The following is a 21,407-nucleotide window of genomic DNA, read 5'->3' on the forward strand; positions in this document are numbered from 1 at the left end:
TCACAAGGATGAAATCATCGGAAACATTCGTGATACGGTGGACATTATGAATGTGATAAAGCCAATCTATAATTTCAAAACAGCAGAATAATATGGACGAACCTAAGATGTTGTCAGGTTTAAGCCAAAGTGATTACAGCTATCCGTTGGCTGACGTGTCGTATTTGTCGGAAGAAGAGAAAAAGGATTTGCTAAGACGAGGGATGCGCAGGCCGAAGGAACTGTATTCCGATGAGGAGTTTGAACAATGGGTAACGGTATTTGCTGAATGGAACACATACAGCCACAGCAACGGCCATAAGCCTACGGAAGAAGAAAGAAACTCCGAAAAAATGGCTACCGCAAGTTATGAGCGTGGCTTGTGGTATCACCGCAAGCGTTTCAACGAATGGAAAAAAGAACATCTGCAACCGCTCATTGACGAGTTGGTGGAACATGCCGCCCACGACCCGCAATATGACTGGCAATATCTGTATGCTTTGGAGTGTGCCAAATTGCGTTGTATGAGGGCTTACTTCTCACATTCTTTGATAGCGAACGAGAATGGTAACTTCAGCTTCAACCGCTGGATAGATATTTGCATCAGCCTGCTGCAACATATCAAAGGAGATGGCCTGCACATCTCCCGGCAACAGATTGAACGAATGAATACCAGAAATGTAAAGAATATAGTTCCTTCCACTCTAGTGGGCGCTTATGAAGAAGCGCCTGCACCAAGTGATGAAGAAGACGGCCTTCCCGACAAGTTCTATTATGGCGAGAAGATATATGTCCGCAAGATGGAGCGGCTATATTACCGGATACGTCTTTACAAGATGAGGGAGTGGTGGGAGTAAAACAAACATTATCGGCAATAACCCTAAGATAAGACAGGGACATCGGTATATTGGCGTCCCTGTCTTAAACTTATTTTTTGTTCAATAACAGCGTAACCTTTACTTCCTCTTTTTCATAATTTTCTGTCTGCGTACCAAACAACATGTTTGTGTATCCAAGATGTTGCATCACGGATTTACGGAAGGTCTCAAGCTCCGTTTCATCCAGCGGGCAGTGAGAAGGACAACGGATGAAGATAACGGCACTGTCATACTTCGTAAGGTCGAGCAGCTGATATTGGGTCATTGACTCCAGAATGTAGGTGAGGCGTGAATCTGAGTTCTGCGTAACCGAGTGGTAATCATACTGTCTGCCGTATTGGACATTGAGTAGAAACTCCACATCGTTTCGCCGGAAACTGCTACCTTCGGCAGAAAGTGTCCTTACCAAATTCTCTCGTGCGGCCATTTTGCGCAGATATTCTTCCCGTTTGTCTTGACGGTATTCTCGCTTTCGTTTTGAGCGGTTCATGCGATTATTAAAGAAATCGCGCGCGTTTGTCCACGTAACATAACGCCGTCCGTCCTTCCCCTTGCTGCGTAGTCGGCGTGGAGTCTGATGCCGCCAGATGCTTTCCTCCAGTTTATCCAAAGCAACTTCATACTTATTAGTCAAAACCTTTGGCCCAAATTTTCTTTGCCATGTTTCTTCTCTTTCGTCAGGTGAGAATCCCCAATAAGTGATTTCCCACAAGCAATGCATGGCAAGCTCTTCATCAGTGAGGTGTATATCATCGGCCACGACAATTTCTTTGGCCAAATCTTCTTCCCAAGTACAGTCGTGCATCGGGCTTACGCCAATCCATTTTTCTTCATCTTCCCATTCTCCGCCATGCCATTCTACAAAGATTTTACCTTCAAAATTATTTGCAGGTTTCATGTTACGAAGAATGTCGTATGCCTCGCGGAAGTCATAGAGGTTGTCCAGATGTTCTGGCTCGTGTTTCTCCAGATCCGGAAGAAGCTCGTCGAAGCCGACTTGCGTTAGTAATTCTTTTAGTGTCATAATTAATAGTTATTTATAGTAGAATGTTATACGATAACAAGCTTATTATCATTGCCTAATGTGACCTCCTGCCCAGGTTTAATGGGCAGAGCCAAGTTATAATCGAGCAGGAACTTATTGCCGGAGTTTAGTTCATTCTGCGTATCATACCGGACAGAATAAACCTTGTTTTCCCATCCAAAGGGGACTCCGTTATATTCTTGGGCGAAGCGCACGGCATACATCGTGCCGCTGATGATGGGACATTGAGCCACGATGACCGATTGGGTCAAGACAACTTGCATACGGCAACGCGCCACCAGTCTTGTGGGATTAGCTTTCACGCCGAAAGGATGTTCGGAAAGGATGGCTCCGCCCTTGGCGATTATTTCATCCTGTAAAGACTTGTTCACCTTGGGATGCGTGATGTCCAGGCCCGAGGCCACCACTGCGATTGTCTGTCCGCCCGCATCAAGACAACCCCGGTGGGCAGCCGTATCGCATCCCAAGGCCAAACCACTGATGACGATATGTCCTTGTTCACCCATCTGTTTGGCAAGTCCGTATGCCATGTCCAATCCATCTTTGTCCGCAGCACGGGCACCAATGATAGCCACATTGTCTTCACGGTTGAGTAAATCCTTATTCCCTAGCACGTGGACGAGCAGCGGTGCATCTTGGCATAAATTGCGGAAGTGATGAGGATACGCTTCCTCATGATAAGGGATGGTAATCACTCCTGCTTTTGTCTGCCTGTCCAATATCCGTTTTGCCTTGTCGAGTTCGCGGATGGACATGGAAGCCGTTTCTTTCAATGAATATCTTTCGCCTTCCATGTCTTCATATAGTTGCTTGGAAGAATACCCCAACAATTGCAGGCATAATAGTTCTTCTACTGAAAGGCAAGAAACCCTCCATGCCTCTATTTTATTTTGCCCCTTCTTGACAGTCTCTTTCCAATCTTCTCTATTTTTCATAAGACGATATTTAGAAGCTGTTTTGAATTTATCGTGCGATGATTTGGGATGAGTTTTTGAGGCATTTTCGCTTCTGTGATGAGGAAGATAGCGGGCTATCTGACGAAGAACAGGAGCGGAAAGGACCAAAAAATCGCCCAAAGCACACACGAAAACGGATACATCAAGCCAAGAAAAACTTTTTGGAGAAATTCAAAACAGCTTCTTATTTTGCGGCAAAGGAAACCTTTCGATGCGCCGAATCGGAGCATAGGCTGATTATTTTTTTCGTCTGCTTTCGTTTGCATTACTCTACATGTGGTTCGAAAAATTATAATAGAAATAAAAATATCTCCGCCTTGTGCTGCGATTTGGCACTTTCATGACGGATATTTGCACCATCAAACCAAATAGGAGGAATAGAATGAAACTGGCAGAAGCATTAAGCATCCGCGCTGACCTGCAAAACAGAATCGACCAATTAAAGAGCCGACTGAAGTACAGCGCCAAGGTGCAGGAAGGTGACCAACCTTCTGAGAACGTGAACGAATTGTATAAAGAATTGGATGAATGCCTTTCGCAATTCGAGGGGATTGTTTATCGGATTAACCACACCAACATGCAAACCGTGCACGAAGGAGAAACTCTCACTCAAATGATTGCCCGCAAAGACGCATTGAAGTTGCGTCTGACAGTAATGCGCGACCTCTTGAAGCACGTTGTTGAAAATGACCGTTACGGACGACAGGAGATAAAATATGTCCGCACGGTGGATGTGGGTGAATTGAGAAGGGTGACGGACAACTATTCCAAACAACTCCGAAGTCTGGATATGAAGCTACAAAGCCTGAATTGGTCAGTTGATTTAATTTAATAAAATAAGGTGTAGTCCTTCTTTTATCAGGCAATGGCGGCACTTCTTTGTCGTATGACAGGGGCAACAAACCAAGGTGGCAGCTGGTAGAGGCATGGTTATTACTGCGCATCTCCAACACAGCGTACAAACGCATTCACGCATACGACCCCTGGGGGAAGATTATTACGCATTACCTTGTGCCGATTGTTTTTGGAAAGAGGACGAGGGTGGGTTGAGGGGATTAGTATCATGATAAAAAATAGTGTTATGACATTCAAGGAACTGTTTTCGCAATTCAGTTTTGCCGAAATCAGACCGGCATTCCTGAATTTATGGCAGACCAACGAACCGAAACTGGTCGAACATCTCGATTTGGACAAATGGGAAAGAATTTATCAGAACGTCCAAGCGTTGGAGACAAAATCATCCCAATATTATATCCGCTTAGTATGGCGGTGGGAAACCTGTAGCCCGATGATAGATATGAACTGTTCTGTATACGACAAAGCAGACAATCACCTCGACTGCCCTATGGCCTGCTACCCTTCGTGGTCGGAAATAGCTGGTATGGAAGTGGTGGTAGAAAAAGATATCGTGATCACGCCACAAGAGCTTGTCGCAGGCTTGCTGTGGGAAATCACTTACTTTGGCGGGACGGAAGAGATGGCGGAAGAAAATCGGAAAAGAATATTCCAATATCAAGGGGCAGTAATGGATACATCGAAAAGACTTTGACTAACTAACTTATTATAATAAATTGTTGCTTATATGGAAGAGAATGATTCAACTAAGCCTGTGTTTGACTTTTTTGACTTTCAACCCAAAACTTGTTCCTTCTCAATAATCGGAATTGGGGGCGGAGCCGGAAGAATTGTGGAAAAAATGCAGAAATATGAACTGCCGGATACGAATTTATACGTGTTTGGTATGAATAAAAAGGAAATGAGAGAATTATCTCTCGCTCATAAGTATCTCATTGGCACTGACGGATTAGGAAGTGGAAAGGACAGACGTTTGGCAGAGGCAGAATGTAAGAAATCGTTGCCGTGTTTAAAGCAAATACTTGCAGACAAACTTGTGTCTATTTTTATTGTATGCTTGGGCGGAGGAACAGGAGAAGGATGTATCAAACATTTTCTTCAGAAAGCCGTTGATTTGAAAGTTAAGGTAAAACTGGTAGTTGCCACTTTGCCGCATTCGTCTGAGGGTATGGAAAAGAGAAGGAATGCTGTAAAGTTGCTTGGTGAATTGGAAAAAATTGCTGACGGAATTTTCGTTGTGGATTATGATGCGTTGCCTTGCCATACGCTTTCTGAACTGTTTGAAGAAGCAAACAAAAGAGTCGCTAATATCGCGAACTCGTTTTTCAGTCTGATAATAAAGCACAGTCTGATTTGTTTTGACCTTAATGATGTGAGAAGTTTCTTGGGTTATCATTCTTGTACAAAGTTTATTGACTACTTTACATTATCAGGAAGCGTTGATTATTTGAAGGCTGAATTAAAAAATATACGAAAATTCCTTCCGGCAAAATATGTTTCATTAGAGGATGTTTCTAATTTAATCTTTGCTCTTTATTATAACAGGAAGGTTGACGATGATGATAATGACCCTGTCCGTGAACTTTTAAATGTTTTCCATGATTGTATAGAGATGAAACAGGAAAGCACTCAGATAAAATGGACGATGTTTGACGTTCCAACCATGCCGACAGGCATTTTTCGGATAGACATTTTTACCAAATGCAATTAATGGTTATTATGGAAAAAATAAATGAAGTATTCTTCAGTGAACATGGACTAACTTCCACATCGGCATCGCATTTGGCGGATTTGGCACAAGAAGTCATAGCTGGGAATGAGGCAAAGTTGAAAAACATGACTTTTGTGACCACAAAAGTCGATATTGTAGGTTCGGCTTCCGAATCGGGGAAAACCATCTGTGTCGGCTATGACGGGAATATGCTAGCCCAGGTGCGTCCGCTTTTGGAAAACATAGCTGCAATGAACGCTTTTTGCGCTTGGATGAGGGAAGCAGTCAAGGCTAAAGACAGGGAATTGAAACAAGTAGCAAACTTTACATTTGAAGAATGGTGTACGTTTCAAGGAGTCGAAATACCTTCCAGTCCATCCTATCCGAAGGAAACGACGGAAGCGGATATCATCGCTCAGATGAATATCAAAGAGCGTAACCGCTATCTGCAATTGGAAGCCATAGCTGCTACTATTGGAAAATACATCCATCCCGGAGGCCAATTTTCTTCTGCTCGTGAAGAACTCCAAAACGGAATCATGAAGCCATACAGCACCGATGGCAATGGAAAAGACACACTGATTTATGCTCATGTCCCTTCCGTCGAACCGCAAAAAGTAGAAGAAGTGTTTTTCGAGCTTCAAAAATGGCATCGTCAGAATGAACGGGAACTGAACAAAATGAAGTTTGCTATCAAAAAACAAGCCGAGAAACAGACTTTAGAAAATACTCATCAGTTCAAGCAGGAATTAGAACGTGAAAAACAATGCTACATGGCGTTTTTCACCCAATACAAAGAATGGCAACTGAAAGAGCAGGAACGCATCTCTAAGTTGAAAATCAATGTACCGGAAGCCTTGCAAGAAACTTATGACCGCCTGAGTCGGCTTGAAGAATAAAGAACAAGGTGTCGCGAACCAGCATCTCAATGGATGCCAATCACGGCTTTGATGGGGCAGGAGGTTGTCGCTTTTATTTAGGAATTAGAACATAGAATGTCTAACTAACAAACGGCGGATGTTTATGGGTATAAAAAACATCCGGTCTTGGACTTTGGCTTTACCTGTGTCTTTGTCTTGGTATTCCTGCAAAAGGAATGCCGTATTGACAATCTCTGCCCCTAACTTAAATTGGAATATAATGGAACATTTGAGAAATGTATTAGGTCGACCGAAAAGAAAATTCACATCTTGGGAGAAGGTTTATATTGGTTTTATGACAATCATTCTATCGTGCAAAATAGTATTATATATTTTTTGCAGATTACAGAATGAGCTAAAAGACTAACGAGAGATTGCCATATCCAGATGAATTCTTATCTCTATGATATGCGATAAAAACAGGTTTCCGACTTCAGTCAAAATATGGTCTTCTATGCTTACCTTTACATTGAGTTTGTCGCAAAATTATAAATTATTTGCGGCAACGATACTATCCCTCGCTTTCCATCGGACTGCTAAAGGCCTATCTGAGTAATATTTACATGTTCAAAAGAATTTTTAGCAAGTCCGGTATGAAACCGAACAGAACTTTTAATACTAAACTTATCAAAGAACTATTTGGCATAGTGGCAGAAGCCGCTTAGCCGATATGTTGAATTCTTAACGGACTATTATTAAGAGACAGTTTTGAATTAATCAAAGAAAAATGCTATGGGCATCTAATCAATTGGGTAATCAAATTCCAAAAGGTAATCAAAACAGTTGGAGTTTCTGATTGGGTTGCGTTATCAATCCAGATAGCTTCCTTTTATAGTTTCCATCTCAAAACCGTACGTTCTTGATATGGAAACCGTATGTTTTCGATATGGAAACCGTACGGTTTCCATATGGAGAACGTAAAAAGAAGACAGCCTGAAACAGATACTGAACCTTTCAATCATACATTGATTCGTATATGCCAAACTTATCGGAGAAATTAAGAAGCTGTTTTTTCGCTAGCACATTACAAACATGGAACTTATATTGTGTGATGTATAAATGATGTTATGCAACACATACGGATTACGCTTTTTCTTTTGCAGACAGGCATGAACAAAAAAGACCTGTGAAAAAACAATTTTTCCACAATTTTGATTCTATATTTTCATACATTTGCTACGATACGTTAACAATGTATGCTTGCATACGTTATTAACCCTTTATTAATCTTTTATTTAATATATGCGTAAGAATGGCTAGTAAGATGAAATCTATGCGTTATGTGCTGCTGTTTTTTGCAGCGATGATATCGCTTAGCGTATCAGCGCAAAATGTAACCGTAAAAGGTACAGTGAAAGACAATACAGGAGAAACTGTTATCGGTGCTTCTGTAGTAGAGAAAGGAAATACCACCAATGGAGCAATTACGGACCTTGATGGTAATTTCACGCTTACCGTTCCTTCTGATGCAACTTTGGTGTTTTCTTACATCGGAATGAAGACACAAGAAGTGGCAGTAAAGGGGCGGACTATCTTGAATATAACAATGGATGATGACTCTCAGGCGTTGGAAGAGGTTGTTGTCATTGGTTATGGTTCTGTAAGGAGAAAAGACCTGACCGGTTCTGTGGCTACGGTCGATGCAGACGTACTGACAGCAGTTCCGGTAGCTTCGGCCACAGAAGCCTTGACAGGTAAGATGGCTGGTGTACAGATTACCACAACAGAAGGTTCGCCTGATGCAGAAATGAAAATCCGTGTACGTGGTGGAGGCTCTATCACAGGCGATAACAGTCCTCTGTTTATCGTAGACGGTTTCCCGGTAGAGTCTATTTCAGATATCCCCGCTTCGGAAATAGAAGATATCACTGTACTGAAAGATGCATCTTCTACTGCTATCTACGGTTCACGTGGTGCCAATGGTGTTATTCTGGTCACAACTAAATCGGGAAAAGAAGGTAAGGTCAGCGTCAGTTATAATGCCTATTATTCGTGGAAGAAAATTGCCAATACAATGGATGTGCTCGACCCTTATGATTATGCCAAGTGGCAATATGAACTGGCTTTGCTGAAAGATGACTTGACTTCGTACGAACAATATTTCGGGAAGTATGAAGACATGGATATGTATCAAAATATACCTTATAATGACTGGCAAGACTTGACATTCGGCCGTACAGGGCATACGTTTAATCATAACCTGAATATCAGCGGTGGTACGGAACGTATCCGCTATTCGTTCAGCTATGCACACATGAACGATAAAGCCATCATGGAAGGTTCGAATTATAAGCGTGATAACTTCAGTCTGAAACTGAACACGAAGCCTACCAAGAACACAACACTGGATTTCTCCATCCGTTATTCGGAAACCGATATCCGAGGTGGTGGTGCCAATGAAACAAGCAGTACGTTGGATACAGACAAGCGTTTGAAGTATTCTGTTATCTATACGCCGATACCTTTGGCAAATCTGGATGAATCGGCAGGTAGTGCCGACGATGACTTGGGTAATCTATATCATCCGATAACCGCCATTTGGGACAACGACCGTATGAAAGAGCGCAAGACCCTGAATATGAACGGTAGTTTTGGCTGGGAAATATTCAAGAATTTCAAGGTAAAAACTGAATTCGGTTATGATGATTACCGCAATAATGACCAACGTTTTTGGGGTACAACTACCTATTATATAAAAAACACACCGGCTGCAGCCAATCAAGGACATCCTGCTATCCGCATCAACAATTTGTTCCGTCACCGTTTCCGGAATACAAATACCATCAATTATGATTTTGAGAAAGTACTTAAAAACAAAGACCATAGTTTGAATCTGTTGGTAGGGCACGAATGGATTATAACCAAGGAAAACGAGCTGGAAAATGAAGTTCACGGATTTCCAGACTGGATTTCGGCTACAGAGGCGTGGAAACTGACAAATATTCAGGGTACCACTCCTTATAACATAGAAAATACATTAAATCCAGACGATAAGTTGTTTTCGTTCTTCGGACGCGTCAATTATAATTACAAAAGCAAATATTTGTTGACTGCAACATTCCGTGCCGATGCCTCTTCCAAATTTTCGGAAGACAATCGTTGGGGATTTTTCCCGTCGGCTGCTGTTGCATGGCGTATTTCGTCTGAATCTTTTATGGAAGGTGCCAAGAATTGGCTGGATGACTTGAAGTTGCGTTTCAGTTATGGTACTGCAGGAAATAACAACATCCCGTCAGGACAACTCGTACAGGTGTACAACAGTAATACGACTTCGTGGATTAACGGTTTTAATAATTATTGGGCACCCAGCAAGACCATGGCAAATCCAGACTTGAAATGGGAAACAACCATTACTCGTAACTTAGGATTGGATTTCACATTATTCGGTGGCAAGCTGAACGGTACAGTCGAAGCTTACTTGAATACGACTAAGGACTTGCTGATAAACTTCCCGGTCAGTGGAACGGGGTATGATACCCAATACCGTAACATGGGAGAAACTCAAAATAAAGGTATTGAAGCTACTATTAACTGGACTATTGTCAACAAGAAAAACTGGGGAATCAGCTTGAATGCCAATATCGGTTTCAACAAGAATGAAATCAAGGATTTGGGAATTATGCAGGATTTCGGACAAGATACCAGTTGGGCTTCTTCTGAAATCGGTCAAGATTTCTGGATTGCCAAAGGCGGGTCTGTAGGTGAGATGTTAGGCTATCGTTCGGCAGGACGTTATGAAGTGAGTGATTTCGTAGGTTACGATGCTGCATCAGAAACATGGATACTGAAAGAAGGTGTTGATGACTGTACTGCGGTAGTGGGGACATTACGTCCAGGTATGATGAAACTGAAAGATTTAAGTGGCGACGGAGTAGTGACTGGAGGTTATGAAGACCGTGAGATCATTGGCGATGCCAATCCGGTAGCAACCGGAGGTTTCGGAATCAATGCGCGTGCATACGGTTTTGATTTGAGTGCCAATTTTAATTTCAGTATCGGCAACGACGTTTACAATGCCAACAAAATCGAGTACACCATGACTGGCAAATACCAGTACCGTAACATGACTACGGAAATGGCTGACGGAAACCGTTGGACTAACTTGAATCCGGACGGAACCATTTGTAATGACCCGGAACAGCTTGCAGCCATGAATGCCAATACCACAATGTGGTCTCCTATGACTCAACGCATGGTATTCAGCGACTGGGCGGTAGAAGACGGTTCATTCCTGCGCCTGAACACTTTGACATTAGGCTATACATTGCCGGAATCTTTGATGAACAAAGTACACATCAAGAACCTGCGCTTCTATGTGACAGCTTATAATGTATTCTGCCTTACAGGTTACTCAGGCTTCGATCCGGAAGTATCTACTGCCTTGCAGACGAATCTGACTCCGGGGGTAGATTATTCTGCTTATCCCAAGAGCCGCCAATTCGTCATTGGTGTTAACTTGAATTTCTAAACCCGTAAATTAAGACAATATGAAAAAATTATTTTATATACCTCTATTAGCGTTGTTGGCATGCGGTATAAGCTCCTGTGATATGGAAGCTCCCTCACAGTCATCAATGGACTCATCGCTTATTTTTTCGCAGTATGAGATGGCAGAAGCTGCCGTTATGGGTATTCATCAGTCATTCGGAGAAACCAATTCTTATCGTGGACGCTACTTGCCTTACTATGGCATCAATAGCGATGTGGAATGGATTAATGGTTTGGAAGCCAGCGGTATCAATGACGGAGGGAAGAACGACCTCGCCACTTATAATGCCCAGCCTTCCAATTCACAGATGAATACAGACAATAATGCATATGCTAAGTTTTACGAAGGTATCGAACGTGCCAACAAGGCGATCGAAGGCATACGTGCATACGGCAATTATGAAAACAACCCTGACATGGCACACCTGCTGGGAGAAGCTTTGACCTTACGGGCTGTCATCTATCTTGACTTGATTAAAGGCTGGGGAGATGTACCTGCACGTTTTTCTTCTATCACATCAGAAACGATGTACCTTCCGCGGGCTGACCGGGATGAAATATACAAACAACTGTTGGCTGACCTGCTGGAAGCAGAAAACTATGTATATTGGCCTAATGAGTCCAACATAACCCAGACTACCGAACGTGTAAGCAAGGCTTTTGTCAAGGCACTTCGTGCTCGAATCGCTCTTTATGCAGGAGGCTACAGCCAACGTGTCGACGGCATACGGTTAAGCAATGACCCGGACCTGGATCGTACCGCCATGTATACCATCGTACGTGACGAATGCCTTGATGTGATAGCACAATATCCGAATCTGGCTTCACTTCCGTTTAAAGATAACTTTACGAATTTGTGCCAGGATGTAGTTACCGCCGGGCAAGAGTCTATTTGGGAGATTCCTTTCTCGGAAGGACGTGGCCGTGTACTTTATACATTAGGGGTAGAACATCAGGCGAAAGACCAGTATACCCAACAGAACAAAGGCGGTGTGAACGGTCCTCTTCCTACTTTATTTTATGATTATGATGTAGATGACATACGCCGCAACATCACCTGTGCCCCTTTCAGGTGGTCGCAAACATTGACCAACGGACGCAGTACACAAGAGCTGGCTTCATTAAAAGAATGGAACTTCGGAAAATTGCGTTACGAATGGATGAGCCGCATCGTGACTTCTACTAATGATGACGGTGTAAACTGGCAATACATGCGTTTGGCAGATGTCTATTTAATGGCTGCAGAAGCTGTTAACGAACTGGAAGGTCCGGCAAATGCTGCCCAATACATGCGTCCGGTGCTGGAACGTGCATTACCATCAGACAAAGTTTCCGCTTATATGAATACAGCTACTGCCAGCAAAGAATCGTTCTTTGATGCCATTGTAGAGCAACGCGGATTGGAATTTGCCGGAGAATCGTTGCGGAAAGCTGACCTGATACGCTGGAATTTGTTAAAGACCAAACTGGACGAGGCCAAGACCAAGATGAAACAACTGGCACGACGTGAAGGAAAATACGCCGACTTGATAGATAAAGTCTATACATACCAGACAGTAGTAAACGAGGGAGAGGCAAGCGAAATTGTGAACGCTATTCCTGCAGGTGCTTATACCTCCATCGAAACCATTGATGGCATGACTGATATTTTCGTAATTTACGGTTTGAATTATGGCGATACGGAAACGGTCGGTGAAACCTTGCTGGACCAAGGATATACAAGTACGACATGGCTGGGAACCGACAAATTGGAAGATGCCAAGGTGGACGTACTTTATGTGAATAATCCGGATGAAAATCAATATTGGCCTATCTGGCAGATATTCGTGGATAATAGCAATGGAATGTTAACGAATGATTAAAAACACATGATTATGAATAAGCTGAAAAAATATACCTATTTGTTGGGAGTTGCTTTGGTGGCTCTTGCTACGGCTTGCGAAGACCAAAGCGAAGAAGTGCTGAGCATTGACTATAGCCGTTACTTTGCTCCTATCAATCTGGAAGCAAGAGTTGTAAACCGCACGGACGTTCGTCTGACCTGGACTCCTAGCCAAGGCGCGACAAGCTATAATATTGAACTATTTGCCAATGATAGCCTGACTTTTGCAGGTACAGCAGCTTTGACATTCGACGGAATTACGGCGGACGACCTTCCTTATGTTATTTCCGGACTGGAAGGTGAAACTCAATATTCGGCACGTGTACAGGCAGTAGGTGAAGACGAAAGCAAGACTTCGAAATGGAGCGGCGTATTTTTCGAGACCGATGCTGAACAGATACTGGAAACCGTAACCGAAGCCGACCTTACCTACAATTCAGTCACTTTACGTTGGCCTGCAGGACAAACGGCAACAGAAATCGTGCTAAGTCCTGCCGATGTGCCTGCACATACAGTCACGTCCGAAGAAATAGCAGCCGGACAGGCCACTATCACCGGTCTGAAACCGGAAACGGAATATACCGCCAAACTGATGAACGGTAACAAGACCCGAGGCTCGCAAACCTTTACAACATTGATTGATTTGGCGGGCGCTACAGCAATTAGTCCCGAAGATGACTTTGTTGCCATCCTGGAAGGAGCCGAAGACGGTGCGTCCTTCGCATTTTATCCGGGCACCTATACCGTACCTGGCGAAGAAGGTGGAGTTGGTAAGTTGAATATCAAGGCAGATATCGAACTCAAAGCTGTACGTCCAAGCGACCGGCCGGTTATCAATGGTTGCATTACACTCAATGAAGGAGCATCGTTGAGCCTGAGCCAGATTGTCATGGATGGAACAGGTACAGACGGTAGCCAGGCTTTCGAATACAAAGATGAAGGCACGTATGGACATTTGATGATTAATGATTGTGAAATCCGCAATTATGTGAAAGGCCTGTATTATGTCAACGTAACTGCCTCTATCAATGAAATCACCATCAACAATAGCCTGATGCACGGAATACAGTGCAGCGGTGGCGATATGTTCGATTGCCGCAAGGGATACATTGCCACACTGAACATCACAAACAGCACCATCTGGAACAGTTGTGCCGATCGTGACTTCATACGCTATGATGATGCTTCCGGCGACTTTGCCGGTGCTGCCCCTGTCATTACAGTCGACCATTGTACGATTGACGGTGCAAGCAATGACAGCAGCCGCCGTTTGCTTTACGTACGCTTCAAGGGCAATAGCATTAGCTTTACTAACAACATGGTTTCCAATATGCCGAATTGTGGCAGAGGATTCTCCGACAACAGCAATACGGCAGAACCTACATTCGAAAACAATAATTACTTCAATACGAAGAACCTTGTTTCAGATGGAGGAGACGGCAAAGCCAAGTTCTTCGACGCCGATGGTACAACGCTTGACCCGGGGTATGCAGATGCTGCAAACGGTGACTTTACATTAAGTAATGAAGAGTTGATTTACAACCAGGTAGGCGATCCTCGCTGGTATTGAGCTATGATTTTATAAGAAGACACATCGCTTCTATAAACTGATTGAAAGAAGGAAGCCGGTTCATAACCTAACCGGTTTCCTCCTTTCTGTTTTTACATAAAAAATTATAGCTGCACCGCCCGATGCATATAGGTGCATTGGCTTATACAGATAGAATCGGGGGCTTATGCAAATATTTACCTTCAAACATTTGTAAACCACAAGGTAAATACGTATTTTTGTCTGGCTAAACTAAAACTATTTGCGTTATGAAAAAGATTTTATCGACTCTTATGGTGGTGGCCTGCCTGTGGATAGCCATACCGGCACAGGCTCAATTGAAGTTCGGCTTAAAAGGAGGTCTGAACATTTCCACCCTCACCTTTTCAGAAGATGTGTTTAAAGGAGACAACCGGACCGGATTCTTTATCGGACCGATGGCTGAATTTACCATTCCGGTAGTGGGACTGGGCATTGATGTGGCTGCCCTGTATAACCAGTCTAAAGGAAAGGCGAATTATTATGAAGAAGGAGTATCTCAAAACAGGACATTGAAAACAATAGAAATACCTGTCAACTTAAAATGGACGTTTGGACTGGGAAGTACCTTCGGAGCTTATATTGCGGCGGGACCCCAATTCGGCTTCAATGTCGGCAGCGGACTTTTCAATATCGGTTCGGAAACATTTGATATGAAGAAATCTTATACTACCTTCAATGTGGGAGCAGGTGTAAAACTCATTCAGCATTTGCAAATCGGATTGAACTATAACTTCAGCATCAACAAAGTGGCGAAAGCCGTGATAGAAGATTATGAAGGCACGGTAGACATGAAGAAAAACACGTGGCAGGTATCACTGGCATATATGTTTTAAGCATTTTCCCCAATAAGGAGTTGAAAAGGAGTTATTTCAGGGAGTTAAAGGGAGTTAGAAGCCAATACTTTTGCTCATGGAAGCCATAACAGGATTATTGGCCTTTAACTCCTGCCGAAGACATAACTCCTTCTAACTCCCTTTTATGCTATGGGCATTTTTGTCTTCTGTGATGAATTTAATTAATCAGGAATAGTTGCTTATGCTTATGCTTACGCATCTATATGCGTGTGTCTGCAAATAGAGAAGTTGAATATGCCCCTACATGGCATCGTATTAAGTCAGTCACACGGGAAAACCACTCCCCACGATTTCCGCAATTCGTCCATTTGTCTCATGATGCGAAGTGTTTCTGCATGCGGCATATAAGGAGATTCCAGCCAACCTTTTTCAATGGCCTCGATGGAGGCATATACTTGATATTCAAATCCTGTGATACATTGCGGGGCATAATATACGGCAGATACATTGTAATCGTCATCTATTACCCGTACCGATTGTGGGCAATTGATATTCTCTACAATGAGTTGTCCCTTATCTCCGCTGATGACTCCCATACGGTCGCTCTTGGCATAAATACTCGACTGGAGCGAAGCCATTTTCCCGTCTTTGTAGAACAAAGTGATGTTTTCTTGTGCATCCACTCCTGTATCGGCCAGCAGGCAAGAAGATTCCATCCGTTCTATTTCGGTGCCGAATGCCATAGCGGCAAAGTTAAGTGTATATACGCCAATGTCCAGCAAGGCACCTCCCGCCAGTTCCGGACGTTGGATGCGTTCTTTGTACGATACCGGATAACTAAGGTTTGCCGAGAGTGTATAAGGTGTACCGATTATGCCGCTATGTATCAGTTCCTGTATTTTGAGCGAGAGAGGCAAATATCGTGTCCAGATAGCCTCGGTAACAAAGACTCCTTTCTCTTTGGCATATGCCAGCAAAGATTCGGCTTGGCGTGCATTGGCGGTGAAAGACTTTTCGCACAATACCGGTTTCCCTTTTCCGATGCACATTCGTGCCTGCTCGTAATGGTGCGAATGCGGAGTAGCTATATAGATAAGGTCTACTTCCGGGTCGTTTGCCAGTTCTTCGTAAGAGCCGTATGCTTTGGCAAACTGCCATTCACGGGCAAAATGTTCTGCTTTTTCTTTACTGCGCGAAGCGACGGCATAACGGGCCACTCCTTTCATTCCTCCCAAGGTAGTTGCCATCTTCTGAGCTATTCTGCCACAACCGATGATACCTATTTTATAAACTTTCATATTGAATTAACTATAAGATGAAACAATGAGTCGGATGCAAAGCTATTAAAAGTTTCCAAAATATCTCAGCAAGATGCACGGGTTTTTGTAACTTTGCGGCATGAAAAAGTTTGCAGATGTCATAGTGCCGTTGCCTATCCTGGGGCAATATACGTATGCTGTTCCGGCAGAGTTGGAAGGAAGAGTATGCGCAGGCATCCGTGTCGTTGTTTCATTCGGCAAAAAGAAATATTATACGGCTATTGTGACACGCGTGCACGAAGAAGTTCCAGAAGGATATGAGACCAAGGAGATTGTAGAAGTGCTCGATGAAAAACCTGTATTGCTAAAACGGCAATACGATTTCTGGCAATGGATAGCCGATTATTACCTGTGCACGTTGGGCGATGTCTATAAGGCTGCCCTACCCTCGGGGATGAAGCTGGAAAGCGAGACTCTAGTAGTCTACAATCCTGAATTTGAAGCGGATTCCATCCTTCCTGAGAAAGAACAATCTGTGCTTGATGCCCTGACCCTTGATAACGAACAATGCATTACCCAACTGGGAAAAATCACCGGCATCAAGAACATACTTCCTGTTATTCATAGCCTGCTGAAGAGAAATGCCATTTATGTCAAGGAGGAACTGAAACGTAGCTACAAGCCACGTACCGAGGTTTTTGTGCGTTTTCCACAGACGATACAACAGGAAGCAGACCTGCATCGGCTGTTCGATGCGCTTGCACGTGCTCCTAAACAGCTGGCTGCTTTGATGAAATACGTAGAACTTTCAGGATGGGTGCGTCCTGGCAGCTTTCTGAAAGAAGTATCACGCAAGACTTTGCTGCAAGAATCGGGAGTGACCCCTGCTGTATTGTCTGGCCTGGTGGATAAAAAAGTATTTGAATTATACCATCAGGAAATAGGAAGACTGGCAAAAGGTGTTTTGGATACAGTTCCGCTAAACCCGCTTAGCATGGCACAGCAAAAAGCATACGAGCAAATAATCGGGTCGTTCGCTACAAAATCCGTATGCTTGCTTCATGGAGTGACCTCCAGTGGTAAGACGGAAATTTACATTCATTTGATTAGACAGGTTATCCAGAGTGGCAAACAAGTGTTGTATTTGCTGCCCGAAATAGCCTTGACCACTCAGATAACCGAACGGCTAAGGCGGGTATTTGGCAACCGGCTTGGAATTTATCATTCCAAATTCCCGGATGCCGAACGGGTAGAAATCTGGCAGAAGCAGCTTTCCGAAAACGATTACGATATCATATTGGGTGTACGTTCGTCCATATTCTTGCCTTTCCGTCGGTTAGGGCTGGTCATCGTTGACGAAGAGCACGAGAACACCTATAAGCAACAAGAACCGGCACCGCGCTATCATGCCCGTAATGCTGCCATGGTGCTGGCTTCATTGTTCGGTGCAAAGACATTACTGGGGACTGCCACTCCCAGTATCGAGACCTATTACAATGCCCTTCAGGGGAAATACGGCCTGGTGGAACTAACCGAGCGTCACCAACAGATTCAGTTGCCGGCAATCGAAGTGGTAGACATCAAGGAACTGGCACGCAAGAAACGGATGACGGCACAATTTTCTCCTTTGCTTTTACAAAAGATCAGGGAGGCGTTGGAGCAAAAGGAACAGGTCATCCTGTTTCAGAACCGGCGAGGATTTGCCCCGATGATAGAATGCCGTACATGTGGCTGGATACCAAAGTGTAAAAACTGCGATGTGAGCCTGACTTATCATAAAGGATTGAACCAGTTGACGTGCCATTACTGCGGGTATGCCGAACCCATACCGAAAGCATGCCCGGCATGTGGAGGAGTGGAACTGGTCAGTCGGGGGTTCGGAACCGAGAAGGTGGAAGACAGCATCAAGGAAATCTTTCCCGAAGCACGTATTGCCCGGATGGACCTGGACACGACCCGTACCCGTACTGCATACGAAAAAATTATCGCTGATTTTGAAGAAGGAAAAACCGATATCCTTATCGGAACCCAAATGGTATCGAAAGGTTTGGATTTTGACCGGGTAAGTGTGGTTGGCATACTGAATGCCGATTCGATGCTGAACTATCCCGACTTCCGTTCATACGAGCGCGCGTTCCAACTGATGGCACAGGTAGCAGGACGTGCGGGCAGGAAAAACAAGCAAGGACTGGTAATCTTGCAGACCAAATCGCCCGACCTTCCGTTGATACACGAAGTGGTAACGAATAATTACCGCAGTTTGTTCGATGAGCAAATTGCCGAACGCCACTTGTTCAAGTACCCGCCTTTTTACCGGTTGGTCTATGTATACCTGAAACACCGTAAACAAGAAGTTCTCGACCAGGCGGCTGACATAATGGCACGTTACTTGCGACAAGGATTGGGCGAACGGATTTTAGGGCCGGATTTACCTTTGGTGGCACGTATTCAAACTTTGTTCATAAAGAAGATAATGGTAAAAGTAGAATTACAGGCGTCGATGTCAAAAGTACGGGCATACCTGCGCCAAGTGCAACGTGCCATCGCAGAAGACGAACGTTTTCGTTCGCTGTTGGTATATTATGACGTAGACCCTATGTGAGTTGAGTTTTCTCTCCAATTATAATAAAGAATATGAAAATAGAATTAGATGTACACACCCATACGATAGCCAGCGGGCATGCATTCAGCACTTTGCAGGAAATGGTGCAAGCGGCTTCCGAAAAGGGATTGAAACTGTTGGGCATTACCGAACATGCTCCCGGCATTCCGGGTTCGTGCAGTCCCATTTATTTCCGCAATCTTTATGTCGTACCGCGCCGGATGTACGGCGTCGATTTGCTGCTGGGAGCGGAAATCAACATTCTGGATTGTGAAGGCAACATTGACATGGACGAGTTTTACCTTAATTTGCTCGATTTGCGTATTGCCGGTATACACTCGTTGTGTTATGCGGGCGGTACACCTGAAGAAAACACGCACGGCATGGTACAGGCAATAGCCAATCCTTACATTCACATTATCAGTCATCCGGGAGACGGGACTGCGAAACTGAATTTCGAACCCATTGTGCTGGCCGCCAAAGAGCACCACACGTTGCTCGAAATCAACAATTCTTCACTTCGTCCTTGCCGGAAAAAGATGGATGCACGCGACAATAACCTGGAAATACTGCGTTTGTGCAAACGATACGAAGTACCGGTCATATTGGGAAGCGATGCACACATTTCGTTCGATATTGCAACTTACGATTATGCCTTGCAGCTGATAGGTGAGACAGAGTTCCCTGAAGAACTGATCATGAACACCAGCGTAGAAAAGTTTAAAACTTATTTGAATATATAATGTAAGCAGGGAGGAAAGGAACTGTTATCGGGGATCCAAGAAGCCATGACTTTTATGTCCGAAATGCCGTTAAACTCTTCTTGCTCCTCTTGTTCTCCTGGCTTCTTTTGCTTTTTCTAATTCCTTTACAAATTATGAAGCGAATACTCTTTGTCTGCCTCGGCAATATATGCCGTTCGGCTGCCGCCGAAGAAATCATGCGTACTTACCTGAAACAAGAAGGACTGGAAATGGAAATAGAGGTCGACTCGGCAGGTATCAGCGGATATCATGAAGGCGACCTTGCCGACCCACGGATGCGAATGCATGCCTCCCGGCGTGGCTACCAGATTACGCACCATTCGCGTCCCGTGCGTACCGATGATTTTTACAACTTCGATTGGATTCTTGGTATGGATGATGCCAATATCGATGCCTTACGCGAGAAAGCCCCTGATGTGGAAACAGAACGAAAGATTGGTCGGATGACCGATTTCTGCCAAACGAAAGTAGCTGACTATGTACCCGATCCTTACTACGGTGGTGCACAAGGCTTCGAAAATGTACTAGACATTCTGGAAGATGCTTGCAAAGGTTTACTAAATCATATCCGAAACCTGTAAGACTTAGAAGCTGTTTTGAATTTCTCCAAAAAGTTTTTCTTGTCTTGATGTATACGTTTTCGTGTGTGCTTTGGGCGATTTTTTGGTCTTTTTCGCTCCTGTTCTTCGTCAGATAGCCCGCTATCTTCCTCATCACAGAAGCGAAAATGCCTCAAAAACTCATCCCAAATCATCGCACGATAAATTCAAAACAGCTTCTTATATCCCAGACTGAGAATGTGTGCAGACGTGTTTCTCCGCACGCCTGCACGCACAATTCAGAAGTCATTCTTTTTCGCCATAACACAAGTCGCCTGCATCGCCCAGCCCCGGAACAATATACGAGTGAGCATTCAGTTCCGGATCGATAGTAGCACACCACAAGGTAGTCTTTTCTTGAGGAAAAACTTTCTGGATATGTTCTACAGCCTGTCGGCTGGCTATTACCGAAGCAATATGTACGTGCGCAGGCGTTCCCTTGGTCAGCAAGGCTTCATATGCATATTCCATAGAAGCACCCGTAGCAAGCATCGTATCGGTAAGAATCAATGTTTTTCCATCCAGTTTTGGAGAAGCGATGTATTCAATATGAATGTCGAAATGATCTTCATCGATGTATTTGCGGTAAGCCGATACGAAAGCATTCTCGGCATGGTCGAAATAATTGATGAATCCTCGGTGGAGCGGAAGCCCTGCACGCAGAATGGTCGCAATAACCGGACGGACAGCCGGTATGTTTTCCACTGCTTCGGCAAGCGGCGTGCGTATCACCTTCTCTTCATAAGGCAGGTCACGGCTGATTTCGTATGCCATGATTTCCCCGATACGTTCGATATTCCGCCGGAATCGCAAACTGTCTTGCTGGATGTTGACATCGCGCATCTCGGCAAGGAATTGGTTTAACAGTGTGTTGCTGGTACTAAAATCAATAATCTTCATGATGTTCGCTTGATAATTTTTCACAAAGGTACGAAGAAAAAAGGACATTTGTGTAAAAATGTCATGCTATGCCCCGAAGGTTTCGTGGTAAAGAGGGTGAGGGGTATCTTTTTTGAAACAAGGCAATTGCAAACTCCGTGTAGCATATTTGTTACACAAGTATAAAACTTTGCTAATTACGGAT

At 44.0% G+C, this 21,407-nt stretch carries 18 protein-coding genes; 13 read left to right on the top strand and 5 right to left on the bottom strand.

Going from position 1 to position 21,407, the window contains the following annotated elements; translation table 11 throughout:
* The first annotated feature begins 92 nt into the window (after positions 1-92).
* Positions 93-836, top strand: coding sequence for a hypothetical protein (locus B5F25_RS09030; protein ID WP_087249063.1), 744 nt, complete (start codon positions 93-95; stop codon positions 834-836).
* Positions 837-906: 70 nt separating this feature from the next.
* On the opposite strand, the gene B5F25_RS09035 is transcribed toward B5F25_RS09030, so the two are convergent.
* Together B5F25_RS09035 and B5F25_RS09040 are read right to left on the bottom strand one after the other, a co-directional pair.
* The gene (locus tag B5F25_RS09035) at positions 907-1,881 is read right to left on the bottom strand and encodes a DUF6557 family protein (RefSeq protein WP_087249065.1); all 975 of its coding nucleotides are present in this window, start codon (positions 1,879-1,881) and stop codon (positions 907-909) included.
* Between the two features lie 26 nt (positions 1,882-1,907).
* Positions 1,908-2,837: a DNA-processing protein DprA gene (locus B5F25_RS09040; protein ID WP_087249067.1), complete on the bottom strand. Its 930-nt coding sequence runs from the start codon at positions 2,835-2,837 to the stop codon at positions 1,908-1,910.
* 38 nt (positions 2,838-2,875) lie between these two features.
* Here B5F25_RS09040 and B5F25_RS21655 point away from each other — a divergent pair, with 38 nt between their 5' ends.
* From B5F25_RS21655 to B5F25_RS09085, 9 genes are all read left to right on the top strand, one after another.
* The gene (locus B5F25_RS21655; RefSeq protein ID WP_162614384.1) at positions 2,876-3,202 is read left to right on the top strand and encodes a hypothetical protein; all 327 of its coding nucleotides are present in this window, start codon (positions 2,876-2,878) and stop codon (positions 3,200-3,202) included.
* A gap of 38 nt (positions 3,203-3,240) precedes the next feature.
* Positions 3,241-3,690, top strand: a complete 450-nt coding sequence (locus B5F25_RS09050) for a DIP1984 family protein (RefSeq protein WP_087249070.1) — start codon at positions 3,241-3,243, stop codon at positions 3,688-3,690.
* A 249-nt stretch (positions 3,691-3,939) separates the two neighbouring features.
* Positions 3,940-4,407, top strand: coding sequence for a DUF6557 family protein (locus B5F25_RS09055; protein ID WP_087249072.1), 468 nt, complete (start codon positions 3,940-3,942; stop codon positions 4,405-4,407).
* Positions 4,408-4,440: 33 nt separating this feature from the next.
* Complete coding sequence (locus tag B5F25_RS09060; protein ID WP_087211430.1) at positions 4,441-5,424, top strand: hypothetical protein; 984 nt, start codon at positions 4,441-4,443, stop codon at positions 5,422-5,424.
* Positions 5,425-5,432: 8 nt separating this feature from the next.
* On the top strand, positions 5,433-6,323 hold the full coding sequence (locus B5F25_RS09065) for a hypothetical protein (RefSeq protein WP_087249096.1): 891 nt from the start codon (positions 5,433-5,435) through the stop codon (positions 6,321-6,323).
* Positions 6,324-7,596: 1,273 nt separating this feature from the next.
* On the top strand, positions 7,597-10,812 hold the full coding sequence (locus tag B5F25_RS09070; protein ID WP_087249074.1) for a TonB-dependent receptor: 3,216 nt from the start codon (positions 7,597-7,599) through the stop codon (positions 10,810-10,812).
* A 19-nt stretch (positions 10,813-10,831) separates the two neighbouring features.
* Complete coding sequence (locus B5F25_RS09075; RefSeq protein ID WP_087249076.1) at positions 10,832-12,694, top strand: RagB/SusD family nutrient uptake outer membrane protein; 1,863 nt, start codon at positions 10,832-10,834, stop codon at positions 12,692-12,694.
* 12 nt (positions 12,695-12,706) lie between these two features.
* A complete protein-coding gene (locus B5F25_RS09080; protein WP_162608492.1) occupies positions 12,707-14,284 on the top strand; it encodes a fibronectin type III domain-containing protein in 1,578 nt (525 codons plus the stop codon).
* Between the two features lie 248 nt (positions 14,285-14,532).
* Entirely contained in the window at positions 14,533-15,138 is a 606-nt protein-coding gene (locus B5F25_RS09085) for a porin family protein (RefSeq protein ID WP_022040450.1), read from the top strand.
* A gap of 281 nt (positions 15,139-15,419) precedes the next feature.
* Here B5F25_RS09085 and B5F25_RS09090 read toward each other — a convergent pair whose 3' ends face one another.
* Positions 15,420-16,397, bottom strand: a complete 978-nt coding sequence (locus B5F25_RS09090; RefSeq protein ID WP_087249080.1) for a Gfo/Idh/MocA family oxidoreductase — start codon at positions 16,395-16,397, stop codon at positions 15,420-15,422.
* Between the two features lie 100 nt (positions 16,398-16,497).
* Between B5F25_RS09090 and priA the strand changes: the two genes are divergently transcribed.
* From priA to B5F25_RS09105, 3 genes are all read left to right on the top strand, one after another.
* Positions 16,498-18,960 (top strand): primosomal protein N', encoded by a 2,463-nt coding sequence (priA, locus tag B5F25_RS09095; RefSeq protein ID WP_087249082.1) that lies wholly within the window; start codon positions 16,498-16,500, stop codon positions 18,958-18,960.
* A gap of 32 nt (positions 18,961-18,992) precedes the next feature.
* On the top strand, positions 18,993-19,703 hold the full coding sequence (locus B5F25_RS09100) for a phosphatase (protein WP_087249084.1): 711 nt from the start codon (positions 18,993-18,995) through the stop codon (positions 19,701-19,703).
* A gap of 134 nt (positions 19,704-19,837) precedes the next feature.
* Positions 19,838-20,305, top strand: a complete 468-nt coding sequence (locus B5F25_RS09105) for a low molecular weight protein-tyrosine-phosphatase (protein WP_022040446.1) — start codon at positions 19,838-19,840, stop codon at positions 20,303-20,305.
* On the opposite strand, the gene B5F25_RS21150 is transcribed toward B5F25_RS09105, so the two are convergent.
* On the bottom strand, positions 20,287-20,478 hold the full coding sequence (locus tag B5F25_RS21150; protein ID WP_140406900.1) for a hypothetical protein: 192 nt from the start codon (positions 20,476-20,478) through the stop codon (positions 20,287-20,289). The genes B5F25_RS09105 and B5F25_RS21150 overlap by 19 nt on opposite strands.
* 91 nt (positions 20,479-20,569) lie before the next feature.
* Positions 20,570-21,223, bottom strand: a complete 654-nt coding sequence (gene upp / locus B5F25_RS09110) for a uracil phosphoribosyltransferase (protein ID WP_087212513.1) — start codon at positions 21,221-21,223, stop codon at positions 20,570-20,572.
* Positions 21,224-21,407 lie beyond the last annotated feature (184 nt).

The sequence above is a fragment of the Bacteroides sp. An19 genome (assembly GCF_002160215.1).
Classification (GTDB): domain Bacteria; phylum Bacteroidota; class Bacteroidia; order Bacteroidales; family Bacteroidaceae; genus Phocaeicola; species Phocaeicola intestinalis.

Coding starts and splice junctions, on each gene's coding strand:
- B5F25_RS09060 (WP_087211430.1), top strand. CDS start 4,441: ATGGAAGAGAATGATTCAACTAAGCCTGTGTTTGACTTTTTTGACTTT.
- B5F25_RS09040 (WP_087249067.1), bottom strand. CDS start 2,837: ATGAAAAATAGAGAAGATTGGAAAGAGACTGTCAAGAAGGGGCAAAAT.
- B5F25_RS09075 (WP_087249076.1), top strand. CDS start 10,832: ATGAAAAAATTATTTTATATACCTCTATTAGCGTTGTTGGCATGCGGT.
- B5F25_RS21150 (WP_140406900.1), bottom strand. CDS start 20,478: ATGATTTGGGATGAGTTTTTGAGGCATTTTCGCTTCTGTGATGAGGAA.
- B5F25_RS09030 (WP_087249063.1), top strand. CDS start 93: ATGGACGAACCTAAGATGTTGTCAGGTTTAAGCCAAAGTGATTACAGC.
- B5F25_RS09065 (WP_087249096.1), top strand. CDS start 5,433: ATGGAAAAAATAAATGAAGTATTCTTCAGTGAACATGGACTAACTTCC.
- upp (WP_087212513.1), bottom strand. CDS start 21,223: ATGAAGATTATTGATTTTAGTACCAGCAACACACTGTTAAACCAATTC.
- B5F25_RS09050 (WP_087249070.1), top strand. CDS start 3,241: ATGAAACTGGCAGAAGCATTAAGCATCCGCGCTGACCTGCAAAACAGA.
- B5F25_RS09055 (WP_087249072.1), top strand. CDS start 3,940: ATGACATTCAAGGAACTGTTTTCGCAATTCAGTTTTGCCGAAATCAGA.
- B5F25_RS09090 (WP_087249080.1), bottom strand. CDS start 16,397: ATGAAAGTTTATAAAATAGGTATCATCGGTTGTGGCAGAATAGCTCAG.
- B5F25_RS09080 (WP_162608492.1), top strand. CDS start 12,707: ATGAATAAGCTGAAAAAATATACCTATTTGTTGGGAGTTGCTTTGGTG.
- B5F25_RS09100 (WP_087249084.1), top strand. CDS start 18,993: ATGAAAATAGAATTAGATGTACACACCCATACGATAGCCAGCGGGCAT.
- B5F25_RS21655 (WP_162614384.1), top strand. CDS start 2,876: ATGATTTGGGATGAGTTTTTGAGGCATTTTCGCTTCTGTGATGAGGAA.
- B5F25_RS09085 (WP_022040450.1), top strand. CDS start 14,533: ATGAAAAAGATTTTATCGACTCTTATGGTGGTGGCCTGCCTGTGGATA.
- B5F25_RS09035 (WP_087249065.1), bottom strand. CDS start 1,881: ATGACACTAAAAGAATTACTAACGCAAGTCGGCTTCGACGAGCTTCTT.
- B5F25_RS09070 (WP_087249074.1), top strand. CDS start 7,597: ATGGCTAGTAAGATGAAATCTATGCGTTATGTGCTGCTGTTTTTTGCA.
- priA (WP_087249082.1), top strand. CDS start 16,498: ATGAAAAAGTTTGCAGATGTCATAGTGCCGTTGCCTATCCTGGGGCAA.
- B5F25_RS09105 (WP_022040446.1), top strand. CDS start 19,838: ATGAAGCGAATACTCTTTGTCTGCCTCGGCAATATATGCCGTTCGGCT.